General features: G+C 61.1%; 13 protein-coding genes and 1 pseudogene. 3 read left to right on the top strand and 11 right to left on the bottom strand.

Annotated features, from left to right (window positions below; all coding sequences use genetic code 11):
• Positions 1-123: 123 nt before the first annotated feature.
• The gene (locus tag FV139_RS16030; protein ID WP_148069485.1) at positions 124-1,008 is read left to right on the top strand and encodes a LysR substrate-binding domain-containing protein; all 885 of its coding nucleotides are present in this window, start codon (positions 124-126) and stop codon (positions 1,006-1,008) included.
• Between the two features lie 39 nt (positions 1,009-1,047).
• Here FV139_RS16030 and FV139_RS21250 read toward each other — a convergent pair whose 3' ends face one another.
• Positions 1,048-1,296, bottom strand: a complete 249-nt coding sequence (locus FV139_RS21250) for a cation:proton antiporter regulatory subunit (RefSeq protein ID WP_235898699.1) — start codon at positions 1,294-1,296, stop codon at positions 1,048-1,050.
• Between the two features lie 15 nt (positions 1,297-1,311).
• A pseudogene (locus FV139_RS16025) lies at positions 1,312-2,235 on the bottom strand (ATP-grasp domain-containing protein); the annotation flags it as partial.
• A 233-nt stretch (positions 2,236-2,468) separates the two neighbouring features.
• Here FV139_RS16025 and FV139_RS16020 point away from each other — a divergent pair.
• Positions 2,469-3,638: a pyridoxal phosphate-dependent aminotransferase gene (locus tag FV139_RS16020; protein ID WP_148069483.1), complete on the top strand. Its 1,170-nt coding sequence runs from the start codon at positions 2,469-2,471 to the stop codon at positions 3,636-3,638.
• A 50-nt stretch (positions 3,639-3,688) separates the two neighbouring features.
• Here FV139_RS16020 and FV139_RS16015 read toward each other — a convergent pair whose 3' ends face one another.
• The 7 genes from FV139_RS16015 to FV139_RS15985 all read right to left on the bottom strand — a co-directional run bounded on the left by FV139_RS16015 (position 3,689) and on the right by FV139_RS15985 (position 13,814).
• Positions 3,689-4,828 (bottom strand): aromatic ring-hydroxylating oxygenase subunit alpha, encoded by a 1,140-nt coding sequence (locus FV139_RS16015; RefSeq protein ID WP_148069482.1) that lies wholly within the window; start codon positions 4,826-4,828, stop codon positions 3,689-3,691.
• 24 nt (positions 4,829-4,852) lie between these two features.
• A complete protein-coding gene (locus FV139_RS16010) occupies positions 4,853-6,172 on the bottom strand; it encodes a YjiH family protein (RefSeq protein WP_213004141.1) in 1,320 nt (439 codons plus the stop codon).
• Between the two features lie 61 nt (positions 6,173-6,233).
• Positions 6,234-7,196, bottom strand: coding sequence for a 2-hydroxyacid dehydrogenase (locus FV139_RS16005; protein WP_148069480.1), 963 nt, complete (start codon positions 7,194-7,196; stop codon positions 6,234-6,236).
• 21 nt (positions 7,197-7,217) lie between these two features.
• On the bottom strand, positions 7,218-8,828 hold the full coding sequence (locus FV139_RS16000; RefSeq protein ID WP_148069479.1) for a 5-guanidino-2-oxopentanoate decarboxylase: 1,611 nt from the start codon (positions 8,826-8,828) through the stop codon (positions 7,218-7,220).
• 2 nt (positions 8,829-8,830) lie between these two features.
• Complete coding sequence (locus FV139_RS15995) at positions 8,831-9,712, bottom strand: sugar phosphate isomerase/epimerase family protein (RefSeq protein ID WP_148069478.1); 882 nt, start codon at positions 9,710-9,712, stop codon at positions 8,831-8,833.
• A gap of 21 nt (positions 9,713-9,733) precedes the next feature.
• On the bottom strand, positions 9,734-11,365 hold the full coding sequence (locus FV139_RS15990; RefSeq protein WP_148069477.1) for a tetratricopeptide repeat-containing sulfotransferase family protein: 1,632 nt from the start codon (positions 11,363-11,365) through the stop codon (positions 9,734-9,736).
• Between the two features lie 94 nt (positions 11,366-11,459).
• Entirely contained in the window at positions 11,460-13,814 is a 2,355-nt protein-coding gene (locus tag FV139_RS15985) for a TonB-dependent receptor (RefSeq protein ID WP_187276593.1), read from the bottom strand.
• A 133-nt stretch (positions 13,815-13,947) separates the two neighbouring features.
• Here FV139_RS15985 and FV139_RS15980 point away from each other — a divergent pair, with 133 nt between their 5' ends.
• Entirely contained in the window at positions 13,948-14,889 is a 942-nt protein-coding gene (locus tag FV139_RS15980; RefSeq protein WP_187276592.1) for a LysR substrate-binding domain-containing protein, read from the top strand.
• 52 nt (positions 14,890-14,941) lie between these two features.
• On the opposite strand, the gene FV139_RS15975 is transcribed toward FV139_RS15980, so the two are convergent.
• Together FV139_RS15975 and mtoX are read right to left on the bottom strand one after the other, a co-directional pair.
• Positions 14,942-15,613, bottom strand: coding sequence for an SCO family protein (locus FV139_RS15975; protein ID WP_148069474.1), 672 nt, complete (start codon positions 15,611-15,613; stop codon positions 14,942-14,944).
• On the bottom strand, positions 15,610-16,938 hold the full coding sequence (mtoX, locus tag FV139_RS15970) for a methanethiol oxidase (protein ID WP_148069473.1): 1,329 nt from the start codon (positions 16,936-16,938) through the stop codon (positions 15,610-15,612). Before mtoX ends, FV139_RS15975 begins: the two co-directional genes overlap by 4 nt.
• Between the last annotated feature and the right edge of the window lie 116 nt (positions 16,939-17,054).

Below are 17,054 nucleotides of genomic sequence, written 5' to 3'. Positions count from 1 at the left end.
ACCGGGAGGGCAGGAAGTTATGGCTGTTGATGGAATTCTATGTGATTATTTTGTTTCCACAATTGATTTATTTGCACGATATTGGTTACAAAAACGCACCAACTGGCCCTGGACCATCGCCGCTTGCCACTCAATACCCTGCGCGCCTTTGAAGCCGTAGGGCGGCACGGGTTCGTACGGGCGGCGGCCGAAGAATTACACCTGAGCCATACGGCCCTGAGCCGCCAGATCCGCAACCTGGAACAGCGCTTACAAGTCAGCCTGTTCGAGCGGGCCGGCAACCGCCTGCACCTGACCGCGGCAGGCCAACGCTTCCTGACAGCGGTACAGAGCGCCCTGGCCATTCTGCAACAGGGCGTCGACGACCTCGATCACGAGTCCCTCGAAGGCGAACTGGCGCTGGGCGCTACGGCCACCATGTCGATTAACTGGTTGCCGGAACTGCTGTCGCGGTTCAGCGCGCGCTATCCCGAAGCCACCCTGCGCCTGCACACCCTCGAGCCCTATACCCGGGAGGTACCGGCAGAGCTGGACCTGGCACTCTGCCTGGGGGAACCAGAGGCAAAGGGACGAAGGGTCCTGAACCTGTACCAGGAGCACTATCAACCCATGTGCGCGCCGGCACTTCTGCGCCCCGACGCGCCGGTCCAGGAACCCGCCGACCTGCTTCACTACCCTCTGGTGCACGAACGCTACCAGCACTGGGAGCGCTGGCTGGCGCACCACGGCCTGCAAGACGCGAAGGCCACTCGCAACCTCCACTGTGACTACGGCTTTCAGTCCATCGAGGCGGCCCGCCGGGGGCTGGGAGTGGTACTCGCGGACCAGCTGGAAGTAGCGGCCGACCTGCGGCGCGGCTCGCTGGTGCGCCTGCTGGATGAGTCGATGCCCCTGGACGCCAGCATCTACCTGATCGTGGCGCGGGACAGCAATGTCCGGGCGCGCCTGTTCCAGGAAGAGCTGTATCGCTACCTGGAAGAACTGGGGGTAACGCCCCCCCTGGGGTAAGGCAAAGCCGGACCCGGTTTGGGCGGGCCTGCGCCCGAGCTACTCGGGAGCGATTTCGAGTTGCTCCACCGAGGGCTGACGCAGGCGCCGGGTGCGGGCCGGCACCATCTCCCGCATCGCCTCCAGCTTACCGAAACAGAGCAACTTGTCGCCGGCTTCCAGTTCCCGGTCCCGCCGGGGATTGGGGATGACTTTCGAGCCCCGGTAGAGCGTCAGGACATTGATATCCCGCTCCAGCAGGCCGGTCTTCTCGATGCTCTGGCCAACGTAGCGGGACCCCTCGGGCATGTAAATTTCACTGACACCGTAGCCCTTGCTGACGGTCAGACGCTGGCGTACGTCGATCTCGGGAAAATCGACCTGTGCCGCGATATAGTCGATAACCGCGCCGGCCACGTCGAGGCCGGTGGCGGTTTCAATTCCCTCAAGCCCGGGCGAGGAGTTCACCTCCATGACCTGGGGCCCACTCGCTCCCTCGAGCATGTCGACCCCGGCAACCCGCAAACCCATGATCTGGGTGCAGCGCACCGCGGTATCCACGTAGGCATCGTCGAGTTCGACAGGCTCGGCGACACCCCCACGATGCACATTACTGCGAAATTCCTGCCCCTGGGCGACCCGTCGCATCGCCGCGACAACCCGGTCCCCCACCACAAACGCGCGGATGTCGCGTCCCTTGCTCTCGGCGACAAACTTCTGGATCAGCACATTCTGTTTCTGGCTCTGCAGGAGTTCGATGATCGACTCGGCAGCGTTTACTGTTTCCGCCAGCAGCACTCCGATGCCCTGGGTACCCTCGATCAGCTTGATAATGACCGGTGCGCCCCCCACCCGATCGATGGCGGGCAGCACGTCTTTTTTATCGCGCACGAAGGTCGTGCGGGGAATCCCGACCCCGTGACGGCTGAGTATCTGCAGGCTGCGCAGTTTGTCGCGGGAGTTATTGATGCCGTGGGCGGTATTGGCGCAGAACACATCCATCTCCTGGAACTGCCGAACCACGGCAGTTCCGTAATAGGTAATGGAGGCGCCGATCCGGGGCAGGACCGCGTCGTAGTCGGCCAGCTGTTCCTGCCGGTAGTAGAGGTCAGGCGCCCCCCGCTCGAGGTCGATCGCGAACTTCAGGGTATTCAGCACCTTCACATCGTGACCGCGTTGTTGCGCGGCCTCCCTGAATCTACGGGTACTGTAAGCGCCGGGACTGCAAGAGAGAATACCCAGTTTCATCGATACATCTCCGTTGGCTGTAAAATGAGGTGTTACCCCTACACCGGGTTTCCCCCAAGTTTAGCAGCCCGGAGCCAAGCGCAAGGCGCGGCTCATCGAGAGCCTTGCTGGCTATTCCCCGGGGTAAAACCGCCAGTCGGTTTCGTCATGGCAGGAACACAAACCAGGGGTGAGTTTGGGCGCCAGATGTTTATACTCGCAGCGAACCGTCGCAAGGCTACGAAAACCTGTCCATGAAGTACTCATCATTCACCCGCAAAATTGGTGGCGAAGGCGCCGAAGCCTGGGACATTCACAACCGCGCCGTGGCAATGGCCGGAACCGGCGCCGATGTGATCCTGCTCTCGATAGGTGACCCCGACTTCGACACGCCGCCCGCGATCGTGGAGGCGGCGGTAGAAGCCATGCGATCAGGGCACACCCATTACACCGGTTTTACCGGTGAGGTCGCTCTGCGGCAGGTGATCGCCGAACAACACGCCCAGTCGTCGGGTTGTGACGTCGATGCAGACAATGTGGTGATCCTGTCCGGGGCGCAATGTGCGCTCTATTGCGCCCTGCACTGTATCGTGGAAGAAGGTGACGAGGTCATCGTGCCCGAGCCCACCTACGTCACCTATGAAGCCGTTGTCGCAGCAACCGGGGCCGACAAAGTCAGCGTTGCCATGTTGCCGGAGGAAGGCTTCCGCCTGCGCCCCGAGTCCATTCGCAGTGCCGTCACCGACAGGACGCGCGCCCTGCTGCTCAACTCACCGCACAACCCCACCGGGACTGTCATCAGTCCGCGGGACCTGCAGGCGATCGCCGAGATCGCGATTGAACACGACCTGTGGGTGGTATCCGACGAGGTCTACGCTTCGCTGATATTCGACCACGCCCACCACAGTATCGCCGGCCTGCCCGGCATGCAGGAGCGCACCATCGTGGTCAACAGCGTGTCCAAGTCACACGCCATGACCGGCTGGCGCATCGGCTGGACCATTGGCCCGAGGGAACTGAGCCATCACCTTGCCAACATGAGTACCGCCATGCTCTACGGGTGCCCGACCTTCTCCCAGTTGGCGGCGGCGAAGGCGCTGGGTGACGGGCAGGCGGACGTGGAATCAATGAAACATCAGTATCAGGCGCGACGGGACCTGGTACACCGCGTGTTGGGCCAGGTCCCCGGGCTGCATGTGCACCAGCCGGCGGCGGGCATGTTCATGATGGTGGACATCCGCCAAGCGGGCTGCAGCGCCGGCGAGTTCGCCACCCGGCTGCTGGACGACTTCGGCGTCTCGGTGCTGTCAGGTGAAGCTTTTGGCCCCAGTGCCGCGGGTCACATCCGGCTGGGGCTGATCTGTGAACTGGCAGTGCTGGAGGAAGCCTGCCGGCGTATCGAGCGCTGCTTCAGGAGCTACTGAAGCAGCAGCTCCTTCTCCCTTTCCCTTTTCCTTTCCTTAGTGCGGCGGTATCAACCCGCCGCCCGCTGCATTTTCTGCAGCCAGATCTGATGAAACCGCACATTGACCTGGTCCCAGGCGGGCACCAGGTGACTGTGGCGGGCCTCGGGGGCGGTGCGGGTGAACTGCAGCTTGTCCAGCAGCTCGATATCCTGCCGGTTCACCTCGTTCAGGGTGTCACTCAATACCTGCCGTTGCATGGCGAATTCATCGGCCATTGCGTCGGGGTTGGCGGCGTAGATCGTGAGCGTTTCCGTGGCAAAGTCGGGCGCTTCCGGGCGCACGATAATCAGCTGCACCCATACCGGGTCAACAAACAGCAGGGTGTTCGGGAAAATGCCGAACCACTGCTGCGTGCCGGTGTTCTCCTCAGTGAGATGAGCAAAGTGAGGTAGCGGCTTGTCGGTTTTGGCGGGTTTGTCGCTGGCCCCCGTCGGCAGGCGCAGGCCAATGATTTCATCGGACAGGAACAGGTCATCCTGATTGAGGATCGAATCCACCGTTACCGCCTGTGAGTGTACGAAGGGCACGTGGTAGCCGTCGAGGAAGTTGTCTACCGCCAGCTTCCAGTTGGCGGCCGACTGATACTCCGTGCTGCTGACCAGGCTCAGGCCAGCGGGGTCATAGCCCTCGAGTTGTTGCTCCAGCGGGCGAATGAATTCCTCAAACGGTTCCGCATCGCCCGACAGGTTCACAAAAATGGTATCCCACCACACCACACTGCGAACGGGCAGCAGGCCCTTGTCCTGCTTGTCCTCAGCCGACATGTGCTCATCGCTGTTGCCGTAGTACTTCGGCGCTGCTCGCAGGCTGCCGTCGAGGCTGTAGGCCCAGCGGTGGTAGGGACAGACCAGCACCCGCTTGCTGCAGGCGCTGTCCACCAGCGGGGCCGCCTTGTGCCGGCAGATATTGTGGAACACGCCGATCTCTTCCTCGGCGTTGCGAATGACCAGCAGACTGGCATCACCGATCTTTACCGGCAGCATGTCACCCACGTTGGGCAACTGCTGCGCACTCGCCAGGCTGACCCAGCCACTGCGGAAAACTGCGTCGCACTCCTGGTCGAACACATCGGGAGACTTGAACACGGCGGGTGGCAGGCCGCGCTGTTGGGTTGCACCGGCATCGATCTGTTTAACATCAATTTTCATGGGGATTCTCCGGGTGGTACGCGATCAGAACAGCCAGTGCGCAATGGCCACCAGGATGGGCAGCGCGATCAGCGTTCTGATGAAAAAGATGGCAACCAGTTGCTTGACGCTCAGTGGAATCTTCGAGCGCATGATCAGCAGGGCGGTTTCCGCAAAGAAGATCAGCTGGGTGACCGACAGGCCCGCCAGTACGAAACGCGTCAATTGTGAATCCCGGCTTCCGGCAATAATCGCGGGTACGAACTGATCCAGCAGGCCAATAATCATCCCCGGCGCCGCCGCCCGGGCCTCCGGCACCTGCATGGCCTCGAGAGCGAAGATGAACGGGTAGCTCAGTATCTGGAACACCGGTGTATGGTAATAGACCACCAGGGCCAGGAACTCGATGGTCATGGCGGCAGGCATCATCATGATGAAGATGTCCAGCATCGACCCGAATCCCTTTTTAAACGCCAGCATGGGGCTCGGTGAATGGCTGGCGACCTCGTAGGATTTCTTGCACGCCCAGGTCAGGGGGGAGTGATCGCCCTCGGCCTCTTCAAACAGTTGCTTGCCAGCCGGCGGATAGTACTCGTCGGGAATGTGCTTGAGAGGCGGCAGCTTCGGCACAACGATGGCGCACAGTATGCAGATGAACACCATCGCGCCGTAGAGCTGGAAAAAATGGTTCGGCAGGCCGGCCACCTGGGAGGTCAACAGTACAAACGGCAGGGAGACCACGGAAAAACTGGTGGCCAGCACAGCGGATTCCCTGGCGGTGTAATAACCGCGCTCGTACTGATAGCTGGTCATCAGGACGGCGATGCTGGAGGACCCCACCCAGGATGCCAGCGTGTCCACGGTGGAACGGCCCGGCAGGTTGAACAGGCGGCGATAGTAGGGCCGCATCAGGGTGCCGACAAAATCCAGTAACCCGTAGTCGGTCAGGAACGGCAGAAACAGACAGCCGAGCCCGATGATCAGGTAGATCGCCCCGGCCACATCAATATAGGCGGTGACCCCCGTATCCTTGCCGATGATCCAGTCGGGCCCGACACCCAGGGCCAGCAAGGTTGCTACCAGGCCGCCAATGGTGGACAGCACCACCCAGGACCAATGGGAGGCGATCAGGTGCCTGGCGTAGGGCAAGCGCATGGCCAGCCGATGCGGGAGCAGATAGTACACCAGGGAGATCCCGGCACTGACGATAAACAGTGGCAGCGTGAACAGCGCCATGTTGTCCCCAATGCCGGCACTGATCAGGTCAGTGATGATCCCCATCAGGATGGTCCACTTGTCGTCGTAGTGCATCGGGACCAGGAAGAACACGATCCCCAGCAGCGAGCACAGGAAAAGCTTGCTCAATACGACGCGCGGCATACTCGAAGTCGGTCTGTCTATCGCGGTGGAACTCATGGCAGTCGGGTCACTCCTTCACGGGCGTCAGCGCCTGGCCGGTGGTCAGTGCCGACACCACGTTGTCGGCCACCAGGGTCGTCATGGCGGTGTAGGCCTGATCCTCGAAATTGGCGAAATGGGAGGTCAGGGCGATATTGTCGAACTGGATGTCATCGACCGCAGGGCCGTAGACATCCAGGCCGGCACCGTGCAACTTCCCGGCGTTCAGGCGCGCCACCAGGGCCGGTTCGTCCACCAGCTCACCGCGCGCGGTGTTCACGAAAGTGGCGTGATCCTGCATGAGGTCAATCATCTCAGCGCTGATGAGGTTACGCGTCTGCTGGCTCAGGGGCATGTTGACGGCAATGAGATCGCTGGAACGCATCAGCGTAGGCAAATCGACCCGCCTCGCCCCCAGGGCCTCCTCCAGTTCCGGCTTGGCAACCAGGTCGAAATACTGGATCCGGTTGCCAAAACCCCCATGCATGATCCTCGCCACGCGCGAGCCAATGCGCCCCATGCCAACAATACCCAGCGTTTTGCCACGCACGGACGTGGCAGTGGCGCGAAGAAAGGAGGGGTCGGGATCACAGGTCAGCGCACGGCGCTCCACGTGCAGCGCGGGTATGCGCCTTGCCACCGACAGGAGTATGGCCACGGTCGCTTCCGCAGTGGCTTCAAACGCCTCCTCGGTCGGGGTATTGGTGACAATCACTCCGCGCGCCCGAGCCGCAGCCACATCAATATTGGAAAAGCCGATACCCATGTTGGCAACCACTCTGAGTTGCGGCGCAGCGCGGCTGAGCAGGTCGGCGTCGATCTCGTCTTCAGTGTGGGTGAGGAGTGCGTCTACCCGGCTCACCTGTTGTTCGAGCACCTCTCGAGGGCACACGGAGGAGTCAGTTCGCACCTCCAGGTCGATACCTGCAACGGAGAGTTTCTCCGCCAGCAAGGGCGTGTCGTAGGTTTCGCGGGTCAGAAAAGCTTTCATGTACGTGAGGATCCTGTGGGCTTACCAGGGGTAGCCGGACGCAAGGCCGGCTTCCGAGACATCGATCAGGCTGGGACCGCTGTGGGCGACCGCTGCACGCAGGCAGCGCTCGAACTCCGCCGGGTCACTGGCCCTGTAGCCCTTCATACCGCAGGCTTCAGCCAATGCGGCATAGTCCGGTGTGTGCAGGTTGACTCCGATCTGCGCGATGTCACGCTCATCCATAAAGCGGCGGATTTCACCGTGCCCCTGGTTGTTCCATACCAGGAAGATGACCTGTTCCCCCACTTCAGCCGCGCTACTCAGTTCGTTGAGGGTGAACTGGCCACCGCCATCACCGGTCAGGCAGATCACCGGCAACTCAGGACAGCCCAGTTTGGCGCCTACGGCCGCCGGAAAGGCGTAGCCCAGGGTGCCGAAGCCCGTTGCCGAATGGAAGTAGCGCCGCGGCAACTCGCAGTTGTGGTGCACCTGGGCAAAATAGGCCGGTTGTGTGGAATCGCCGACGATGATCGCCTCCGGCACGACCTCACCAATGGTAGCGAAGAACGCCTGGTAGCCCTCGTGGCGCAAGGCCTCCTCCTGCTGACGCAGTTCTGCGGCGCGCTGCCGGCCGGCCCGCTGCTGCTCGACATCCGCAGCTGTGACCTGTTGCTCCAGTGCGACGCAGGTCTCACCAGCGTCGCCAAGCAAGGGGATGTCGGCCTTCACGTTGCGGCAAAGCTGGGCGGCGTCGATGTCGATGCGAATCAGCTTGCCGCGGATGTCGACGTCACCGAGAAAGAAAAAGTCATAGTCGGTTTCGCCAAACTCAGTTCCGACAGCAAGAACCACATCGGCCTGTTGCTCCAGTTCCTGGCGCAGATGCTTCAGCGACGGGGAACCGCCCACCGCCAGGGGATGGGAACCCGGCACCACGCCCTTGGCGTTGTTGGTGTTGATCACCGGCATGCCGAGCTTTTCCGCCAGCGCGGTCAGCGGCTTTGCCGCCCCGATGGCACCGCCACCGAGCACCAGCAACGGGCGGCGCGCCTCACCCAACAGTTTGGCAGCCTGCTCTATGTCCCGTGAGGCGGCAGCCGGAGGCGACGGCAGAGGCCAGGCACTGTCGTCGATGCCACTGGCGTCCTGGACCATCACATCCAGCGGTATTTCGATATGTACTGGCCCCGGGCGCTGGCTGGTAAACACGGCGAATGCCCGGGCGAGCACTTTCGGCAGGTTCCGGACATCCATCAGTGTGTGGCTGAACCGGCAGACCCCGGAGACAAGCGCCCCCTGATTGGGCAACTCATGCAGCCGCCCCTCCCCCATCGCCAGATCTGCCCGTCGGTTGACCGCCGAGATCACCAGCATGGGAATGGAATCCTGCAAGGCCTGGCCCATAGCGGTGACGATGTTGGTCATGCCGGGCCCCGTGATGATGAAGCACACCCCGGGCTTGCCAGTGGCGCGGGCATAGCCGTCCGCCATGAAACCGGCACCCTGTTCATGTCGCGGCGTGACGTGGCGCAGGCCACTCTGCTCCAGCCCCCGATACAGCTCCACGCTATGTACACCGGGAATGCCAAACACTATTTCCACACCGTACTTCGCCAACAACCTGGGTAGCAGGGTTCCGCAATTGTGCATGCTCAGGACTCCTGTAGTTCAGGCAGAGAGTGTACCCGCTTCGCGCGGGCCCACAGGTCTTCAGCGGTGCGCTTCAACAGCACCGCATCCTGCCAGCGATCGCTGAGCTCACTCCCGCTGGCGTCGGTAATCGCATAGGGCGGCGGCCCCAGCTCACAGACGAAGACGCAGGCGCTATCGGCCCCCGCTTCCTGCCGCTGCTGCCACAGCTGGAAACCTTCCAGCCACCAGCTCTGAAACAGCTCGAACCAGCCGCGGTGCTGGGGAAAGCCCGGCGAGACCTGGGCCTGTTCACGGGTGCCAACCCGCCCGTGAAAGGCCTGGGTACGCTGGAGAAAGCGGCTCATCAATTGGCCGGCCTCCGGGGAGAGCGGCAGGTACCACTCCTGGTTGAGCAGGACATGGGACAGGTCTGCCACCATCATCAGCTCGGGTACCGCCTCCATCAGCTGCAGGGTGAACAGGAAGTCGTTGGTCATGCAATTGCGATGCACTTCCACGTGGGTGGGAATACCGGCTGCCGACCCCAGCTCCAGCCAGGCCCGGGTCTGTCCGGCGACCTCGTGGATGTGCCAGGGCTGGACCTGTCCGATCAGCCCAACGAACTCCGGCGGGACGTCCAGCTGGCAAGTCCACTCGAGCATATCGCGATAGCTGTCGGAGCTGTCGACAAAGGCATTGAAGACGCAGTGCAGTCCGTACTCCTGCAAGTAGGGTTGAGCCCGTTGCACAAAGTCCCGGTTATGGTGCGGCACGTCGAAGCTGACGCCATCAAACCCCGCCTCGGCAATCATCTTGAATTTCTGTTCCAGCGACCACTGGAAGCCATCGGGGCGGTCGAACTCCATACCCCACATGGACTGAAAAATTCTGAGTTGTGTCATAGTGATTCTGGCACCAATTGATCAGAGTGTGCGTTGCATGCCTGCATCGGCGAACTTTTTTTCAAGGGACGCAAGCTGCGCCCCGAAGTTGCGCCAATGTCCCACCGAACGCTGGTGAATGGGCTGGCGAACCTGGCTGGCACTGGCTGTCTGGCTGGCCTCCGGGTTCGTATGAAAGTCGAAACAGGCCTGCTCTACCGGCAGCGCGCAATAGTCGAGCAAGCCCTGAATGTGTCCCTGCGGGTCGGCGACCAGTTGCTCGTAACGGATCTCATGGAGTTTGCCGGGGAAAATGCGTTGCCAGGCCTGCATCATCTGGCGGTGTTCGACGAGATACGCCGCCAGGTCGTCCAGGTTGTAGGAATAGTCGTAACCGTGGGCGAACAGCATCTTGAAATTGCTCAGCGCTGCATCCATCGGGTCCCGGCTGACATGGACCACACTGGCCTTGGGGAAGGCCGCCAGGATATAGCCCACGTAAAGTGCGTTGAAGGGCAGCTTGTCCACCAGGCGGCCAGAAGTAGCCGGGCCAGTCAAGCGGTCGCGACTCAACTGCAGGTAGCGTTGGCGAATCCCGGGCAGTTGTTCCGGCCCGATCGATTCACCGTCCGGCAATGAAATCCTGAAAGGATCGGCGAAGCAGTTCTGGCCCATGGCTTCCAGCAGAGCCAGTGGCAGGCTGTTGAGCTCACCCCCGCTGACCACCTGTGAATGGCTGCCGATGATGCGCTCCACCAATGTTGTGCCGGTACGGGGCAAGCCCACGACGAAAATCGGCTGTGGCGCGCTTTCGTCGCCACCGGACGCCACCAGGTCCGCGAGCGGGCCGGTCTCGAACAACCGCGGCAGGCCGGACATCAAGGCCAGATCCTTCTCCACCGAGTAGGGTGTATGCTGCCGCTTCAGGTCTGCTGCCCGGGTGTAAGCGTCGAAAGCCTGCTCAAATGCCTCCACATCCTCCAGGTACTTGCCCCTGGCGTAGCCGAGCTGCACCTGCGCACGCCACTGGCCTTTGTTGAGATCGCTACAATGGTCGATCAGCGGGAGCACATTCTCATCACACGAGAAGCGCCGTAGCTGCAGCAGGTTATGACAGGCTTCAAAGTCTGCAGGATGCTGCTGTAGCAGGTAGCGATAATCCTCCTCGGCGCGGCGCGCATCACCCTGGAAACGCAACGTGGCGGCACGATTGAAGCGGCCGGCAGTGTGGGCACTGTCCAGGGCCAGCGCCCGGTTGTAACAGGCCAGCGCCTGATCCAGGCAGTTCGCCTCGAACCACAGGGTACCGAGCTGACTCAGTGCATCTGCGTCATTACCGATATTGCCGCCCTCGGCATAGCCCAGCGCCTTTCGCGCCTGCAGCCATTCCTGGGCGACAAGGTAACAGCGCGCCAGTTGCATGAAATAACGCGCATTGCCCGCATCCAGCTGGACGCTTTTCAGAGCCGCGTCCACCGCCATCGGCAACCGCTGCAACGCCAGGCTGACGGTCGACAGCAGATGCCAGCTGATGCCCTCTCCGGGGTAGCCTCTGGCGAGCGTGACGCAGGCCACCGCCGCCTCGTCAAACTGCCCGGCATCCAGGAGATGCTGCGCCTGCTCGGCCTGCCGGGCGAAACTGGTCGCGTTCTCGGTATCGCTGTCTTGGGTCATAACGGACGCGGCGTGCAAGCAGTGTGAAAGGATAGTGCCCGGCAAGGTGGCGGCCAGGCCGTTCCCTTGTTCCGGGCGGGTTGTGAGCAGGTTATCAGAAACTATAGCTGGCGCTGATACCGACGGTACGAGGGCGCACTCGATACTCCTGGTCACCCAGGTTGACGTCGTACTGCAAGCCCGGCTTGCTGCCGATGTACTTACCGTTGCCGTCACTGGTGGTGATGTCGTCAGCGTTGGTCAGGTTGTCCGCGAACAGCGACACACGCCAGCTGGAGAAATCCAGGGCGATGTAGGCATCAGCCAGCAGTGAGCTGTCGATTTCGTCGTAGCTGTTCAGGGCCAGGGACGAGGGGTCAGGGAACCCTGTGACAAAGTCATCCTTGTAGGAGACGCCCAGATAGGCGACCAGGTCGGCCCCCATATCCAGCGACTGGCTGTAGGTCAGCGACGCGTTGGCCGTGTGCTTGGGAATACCCGGCAGCTTGTCGCCCTTCCGGCCACCCAGGGTAGAGGATTCGGCACCGCCGCTGACATTGGGAATGAAGAAGTCCTTGGTCAACTGTGCATCGGTATAGGTGTAGCCGATGTTGAGCTCCAGGGCCTCGGACAGGCGCAGGCCCAGCTCGAGCTCGACACCCTTACTCTCCGCCTCGTCACCGTTGAACATCACGGGGAAGCCACCGTTTGGCGTCTGTACAATCAGGATCGGATCGCTCCAGTCGACGTAGAACAGCGCGGCGGAGTAACGCAGGACATCGTTTGGATAGCCCTTGAAGCCCACCTCATAGTTGAGGGATTTGTCGGGATCGAAGAACAGGTAATCCGGGTGTTCCGCAAATACGCCACCTTCGACAATCGGGGTAGACAGGTTATCCACCGGGACACCGTTCGCCCCACCGTGGCGGAAACCCTCAGCCACGGTGAAGTACACCTTGTTGCCGTCGTTGATGTCGTAGGACGTGTTGAACTTGAACAGGGTGTCGGTGAAATCCTCCTTGCCGGAGGCCTCACTCAGGCCTGTCGGTCCCTCGCCACAATAGATGCCGCAGGGTGGCAGGGTGATGCTTTGCGCCGCGGAGAAGGACTGGTCGAAGTAACGTGCACCTACGGTGACCTGCCAGATATCCGACAGGTGGTAGGTGACTTCGCCAAAGACGGCCCGGTCCTTGAACTCGGTGGACAGCAGGTTGCTGTAGCCCAGGTCCGGCGCCTGGGGATTGACCATGGCGTAGAGCTCATCTACTCCCGCGATAAAGTCATAGCTCTGCGCGTCGTGCTCGACATCGTTGTAGTACAGGCCAAGCAGCCAGTCGACACTGCCTTCCGAGTTGGAGGCGAGCCGCAGTTCCTGCGTTTTGGAGGTACCCTGGTAGTGCTTCTCGCCCGTGACCACTTCGCGCGGCACGCCGGCATAGTAGCTCCAGAAACCGGAGTAGCCGTAGTTGTAGCTCTGGTCGTGGATGCTGTCGGCGTCGTTCCTGGTGAACGACGTGGCCGATGTCAGTTCCGCGAAGCCCATGTCGTGCTTGATGACGAGGGAGCCAAGGGAAACCTCCCGTTCGAACTCCTCCAGGACCTTGGTGCCCGAGTTGTAACCCTTGAGCCCCGCGGCGGTCGCTGAAGAGCCACCGATGTCGTCCTTCTGGTAGTTGTACATGAGGGTGATATCGGTTGCGTCCGACGGCGTAAACAGCAGGGTGCCCCGCACCATCTGCACGGACTCATCGTTGATATCCTCTTTGGAAATCGCCCGGCCGGTAGGCTGGCCGTTGCTGTCGAGCTCCTCAATGTAGTCGGAATCGATATACCCGGCATTGTCCAGGTTGGCGATGGTTCCACGGAAGGCCAGCTTGTCGGAAAGCGGGATATTGACGGTCGCTTCCAGGTCGGTATTGAAGTCATCAGACTCGTCGGTGGCAGAAGCCCTGCCCTTGACCGATCCGGAAAACGCCTGCATGTCCGGCTCGGCGGGAATATATTTCATGGTACCCGCCAGGGAACCCGAACCGTACAGTGTCGCCTGGGGGCCCCGCAGCACTTCGACGCGCTCCATATCGCGCAGCTCCAGGTTGGCAAACAGCGGTGTCTCGTTCAGGTAGATGGACACGACCGGGTCCGTCAGGCTGGGAAAGTCCTCGTTGCCTGAGCCGGACACGTTGAGGCCACGCATCACTATGCCGTTATTGATGCCATTCTTGCTGCGCCCGCTGTCGGACAGCGTGAGGCCGGGGATGCTGCGGGCAATCTTGGAAAAATCAGTGATCCCCTCGTCGGCAAGTTTGGAACCATCCAGCGCTGAGATGTTGTAGGGAACATCCTGGACACTGGTCGCCCGGCGGGTCGCCGTAACGGTGATTTCCTCCATCAGCGATTGCGACAGCGCCACGGAAGGGATCGTCATCAATGTCGAACAGATAGCGGTGTGAAGTGCCTTGGGTTTGAACATGGGTACCTTGCCTGCTGTGTTGCTGCCAGAAGTCTGTGGTGTCTTGAGGGATACTATCCCCATGCCAGGCCGGTAGACACTTCAGGAAATGCAGGGCACTATTCCGAAATGGAATACCCCCCAGATCGGTGCCATGCGCAGGAATCTCCCCAAAATCACCACCTTGCAATGCTTTGATGCTGTGGCGCAGCACCTGAGCATGACCTATGCAGCCCAGAGCCTGCACATGACGCAGAGCGCCATCAGCAAGCAGATCAAAGCGCTGGAGCAGCAGCTGGGGCGCAATCTGTTCTACCGGCAGGATGGGCGATTGAGCCTGACCCCTGTCGGGGAGCAATACGCCAGCGAGGTGAAGGTGCTGCTGAGCCGCCTGGCCGACATCACCGACATGGTTTCCGTGGATGGCCACGTCAGTGGCAGTTTTGACCTGAAGGTCGTGACCGAACCCACCATTGCGATGCACTGGCTGGTCCCCCGCCTCAGGGAGTTCGGCGCCAGCTACCCGGACGTGAAGGTACACCTGCACACCGACTTTCTGTCGGTCGAGCGCAACGTGCGCAAGTGCGACGCGGCCATCCTGTTCGGGCACGGCAACTGGCCCGGCTGCGAAGCCGAATTTCTCCGCTACGACAACCTGGTCGCAGTGGCGACACGAAAGGTGCTGGGCAGAAGGCCCGCGGCCAAGGACCTCGATGGCATCATCGGCCTGCCCTTCCTGCATCACAACCACCCGATTTCCTCCACCGGTTCCTGGCTCAAGGCGGCGGGCAAGACCGACAAGCAGATCTCACAGATTGAGGGCGGGCAGTTCGAGCACTTTTCCCTGCTGCTGGAGGCTGTCAAACACGGTCTGGGGGTGTCTGTACTACCGAAGTACCTGGTGGAAAAGGATATTGTCGAAGGGAATCTCGCCCTGGCCTGCGAACTGGAACACCAGATCGACGGGGCTTACTACCTGGTGTACAACTCGGACCGGCGCGACGAGTATGCCATTTCCAATTTCCGTAAATGGCTGCTGACGCACAAGGAGCCAAAAATACGGTTCAACCAGCGCCCGGTAGAGTTATCTTCCTGACGCCTCAGTAGCGCAGGGATAAATCGGGGACGTTACCGCCACCGAGGGTCAGTCAATCCTGGGTTAGCAGCAGTGTTCTCAGGTCGTTGACAACCGTATCCGCATGCAGGAAGCCGGCACTGTAAATATTGCGAATTTGCTTGTCCCGGTCGATCAGGTAGACACGCAGCAGGTGGGACATGCTGCCCGCGTAGCTACCGTCCTCGTCATAGACCTTTTGTCGGAACTGGCCATATCCCTGCAGGATTGGCAGCAAATCGGTTTCAGAATTCGTGGTCAGGAAGCGCCAGTCAAAATCCTCGCGCCTGAAGTGCCGTGAGTAGGCCTTCATCGCTTCCGGCGTGTCCAGGTCGGGGTCAAAACTCAGGCTGATCAAACGGACCTGATCCCGCAGTTGCGCATCGTTCACCAGGCGCTCCTGCACCTGCTTCATCACGTAACTGGCGAGGGGGCAGCCGTTGACGTCGGGGCAATGCGTGTAAATGAAGCCCATCAGCACCAGTTTGCCGTCCAGGACATCGTGCAGGTGCCACTGACGGGCGTCGCGATCGAGCACCCGTCCATCCACCGCATCGCCCAGGGCGGGCAGCGAATAACTGCCCGCGGCGGGAGGAGTGAAGGCGAGTTGGCCGTAGCCCGGCGCCAGTACGGTTGCGCCTGTGCTGGCATGCGCTCCAGCAACCAACAGCAGCATCCCCAGAAGCGCAGCGCCAACGTTTGTCATCGGCTGGCGATGTCTGCCTTGCTGCCGTACAGGGAGTGGGCGCCAAAGCGCATCTGGTGTGGCGCGCCCAGCTTCTCGGCGAGGAAGTCGATGGCAAACGCGGGCTGCAGCGCCTTGCCATCCCAGTCGTACACCTTGATGTACTGGAGATCAGGGCCGGCCGGCTCGGTCTTGTCCCAGTTGGCCAACAGCGAGGAGGTGTAGTACACCCGCTTGCCGTCCCAACTCTGGCTGACCATGTTCACTTGCGTGCCGATTTTCTTCTCGTAAATCTGCCGGGCGTTATGGGGATCACTGATATCGAACAACCGGGTCATGCCGTCGTTCCAGGTGTTGACCCACAGCCGCGTATCGTCGTTGGCGATGGAAATATCCACCGGCAGCGGGATTTTGGCCGCATCGCCAATATCTCCCACAGCCTTGGCCTGCCACTGCCCCTCCTCGTCCAGGTAGACCAGCCACACCTTCGAGGTCAGGGCGGTGGAGGTGAAGCAGTAATCGTGCTCGGGGCTCCAGGCGCAGCGAATCTCCAGCGGCGAGCCCGGCACATCCAGTATCTTGCGCGGCTGGCGAGCGTGCATGTCCCACACCACCATGGTGTTGCCAAAGGCCTTCATGGCTTCCGGGTCCGCCATCATGGCGCCCATATTCATCATGTAGTTGTTCCACCCGGTAAAGGACGAGGTCAACATGAGGTTCTTGCGGGGCAATACCCGGACATCGTAGCCGTAGCCATCGGCATACTGGCCGGACTTCTCTGCACCTTGCAGGTTGTCGCCTGTCGGCATCCAGTGTGTTGCCACGTACTCACCCGCATTGGTGTACTCCACCAGCGCAGTGCGACCGCCGTGGTCGCGATTGTTGGAGAGCCCCGTCAGCATCATGCGCCCGGGCAGGGCATAGTTGGTATGGGGGCCGACAACACCGCCACTTTTGGCGACGAAGTCGGTAATGGTTTTGTGCAGGCTGGGTTTTGCGGGATCCGTATGCACGTCGAAGATAAAGATCTTGCTGGTGTCGAGACCCGAGGCCCAGAGGTAGCGGCGGTCATCAGTTAGCCCGGTGTGATGGGCTTCGTTGCGCCCCCCCACCGACAGGCTGGCGATCACCTTGCCGTAATTGGCGGACTCTGGATTGACGTCTACCGTAACCAGTTTGTCCTGTTCGTCGCCCACCCCTGGCACCCCAAGGGTCCAGACATAGACGAAGTCCTCCTGGCCCTGGATCTTGGCCATATAGGGTGACATGCAGGTTTCGTCGGCGTAACTTGCTACTGACAGCAAACCGGTAACAGCGAGAACAACAAGCGAGCGCAGGATGTTCATGAGAACCTCCTATAATAAGTTTTATTATGCAGGACGAAGCTTAGCCAAGATCAGCCTGTTCGCAAGCCGGCTTTGCGCCTGGTGCGTGCTAACCCCAGCCGTCACGGTTAGCGCCC

Origin of the sequence: Parahaliea maris (genome assembly GCF_008064665.1) — a bacterium.
GTDB classification, from domain to species: domain Bacteria; phylum Pseudomonadota; class Gammaproteobacteria; order Pseudomonadales; family Halieaceae; genus Parahaliea; species Parahaliea maris.
Note: the sequence above shows the minus strand (reverse complement) of the source record. Positions and strands in the feature narration are given on the sequence as shown.

Coding starts and splice junctions, on each gene's coding strand:
- FV139_RS16000 (WP_148069479.1), bottom strand. CDS start 8,828: ATGCACAATTGCGGAACCCTGCTACCCAGGTTGTTGGCGAAGTACGGT.
- FV139_RS15990 (WP_148069477.1), bottom strand. CDS start 11,365: ATGACCCAAGACAGCGATACCGAGAACGCGACCAGTTTCGCCCGGCAG.
- FV139_RS15985 (WP_187276593.1), bottom strand. CDS start 13,814: ATGTTCAAACCCAAGGCACTTCACACCGCTATCTGTTCGACATTGATG.
- FV139_RS16020 (WP_148069483.1), top strand. CDS start 2,469: ATGAAGTACTCATCATTCACCCGCAAAATTGGTGGCGAAGGCGCCGAA.
- FV139_RS16015 (WP_148069482.1), bottom strand. CDS start 4,828: ATGAAAATTGATGTTAAACAGATCGATGCCGGTGCAACCCAACAGCGC.
- mtoX (WP_148069473.1), bottom strand. CDS start 16,938: ATGAACATCCTGCGCTCGCTTGTTGTTCTCGCTGTTACCGGTTTGCTG.
- FV139_RS15995 (WP_148069478.1), bottom strand. CDS start 9,712: ATGACACAACTCAGAATTTTTCAGTCCATGTGGGGTATGGAGTTCGAC.
- FV139_RS21250 (WP_235898699.1), bottom strand. CDS start 1,296: ATGCCCGAGGGGTCCCGCTACGTTGGCCAGAGCATCGAGAAGACCGGC.
- FV139_RS15980 (WP_187276592.1), top strand. CDS start 13,948: ATGCGCAGGAATCTCCCCAAAATCACCACCTTGCAATGCTTTGATGCT.
- FV139_RS16005 (WP_148069480.1), bottom strand. CDS start 7,196: ATGAAAGCTTTTCTGACCCGCGAAACCTACGACACGCCCTTGCTGGCG.
- FV139_RS15975 (WP_148069474.1), bottom strand. CDS start 15,613: ATGACAAACGTTGGCGCTGCGCTTCTGGGGATGCTGCTGTTGGTTGCT.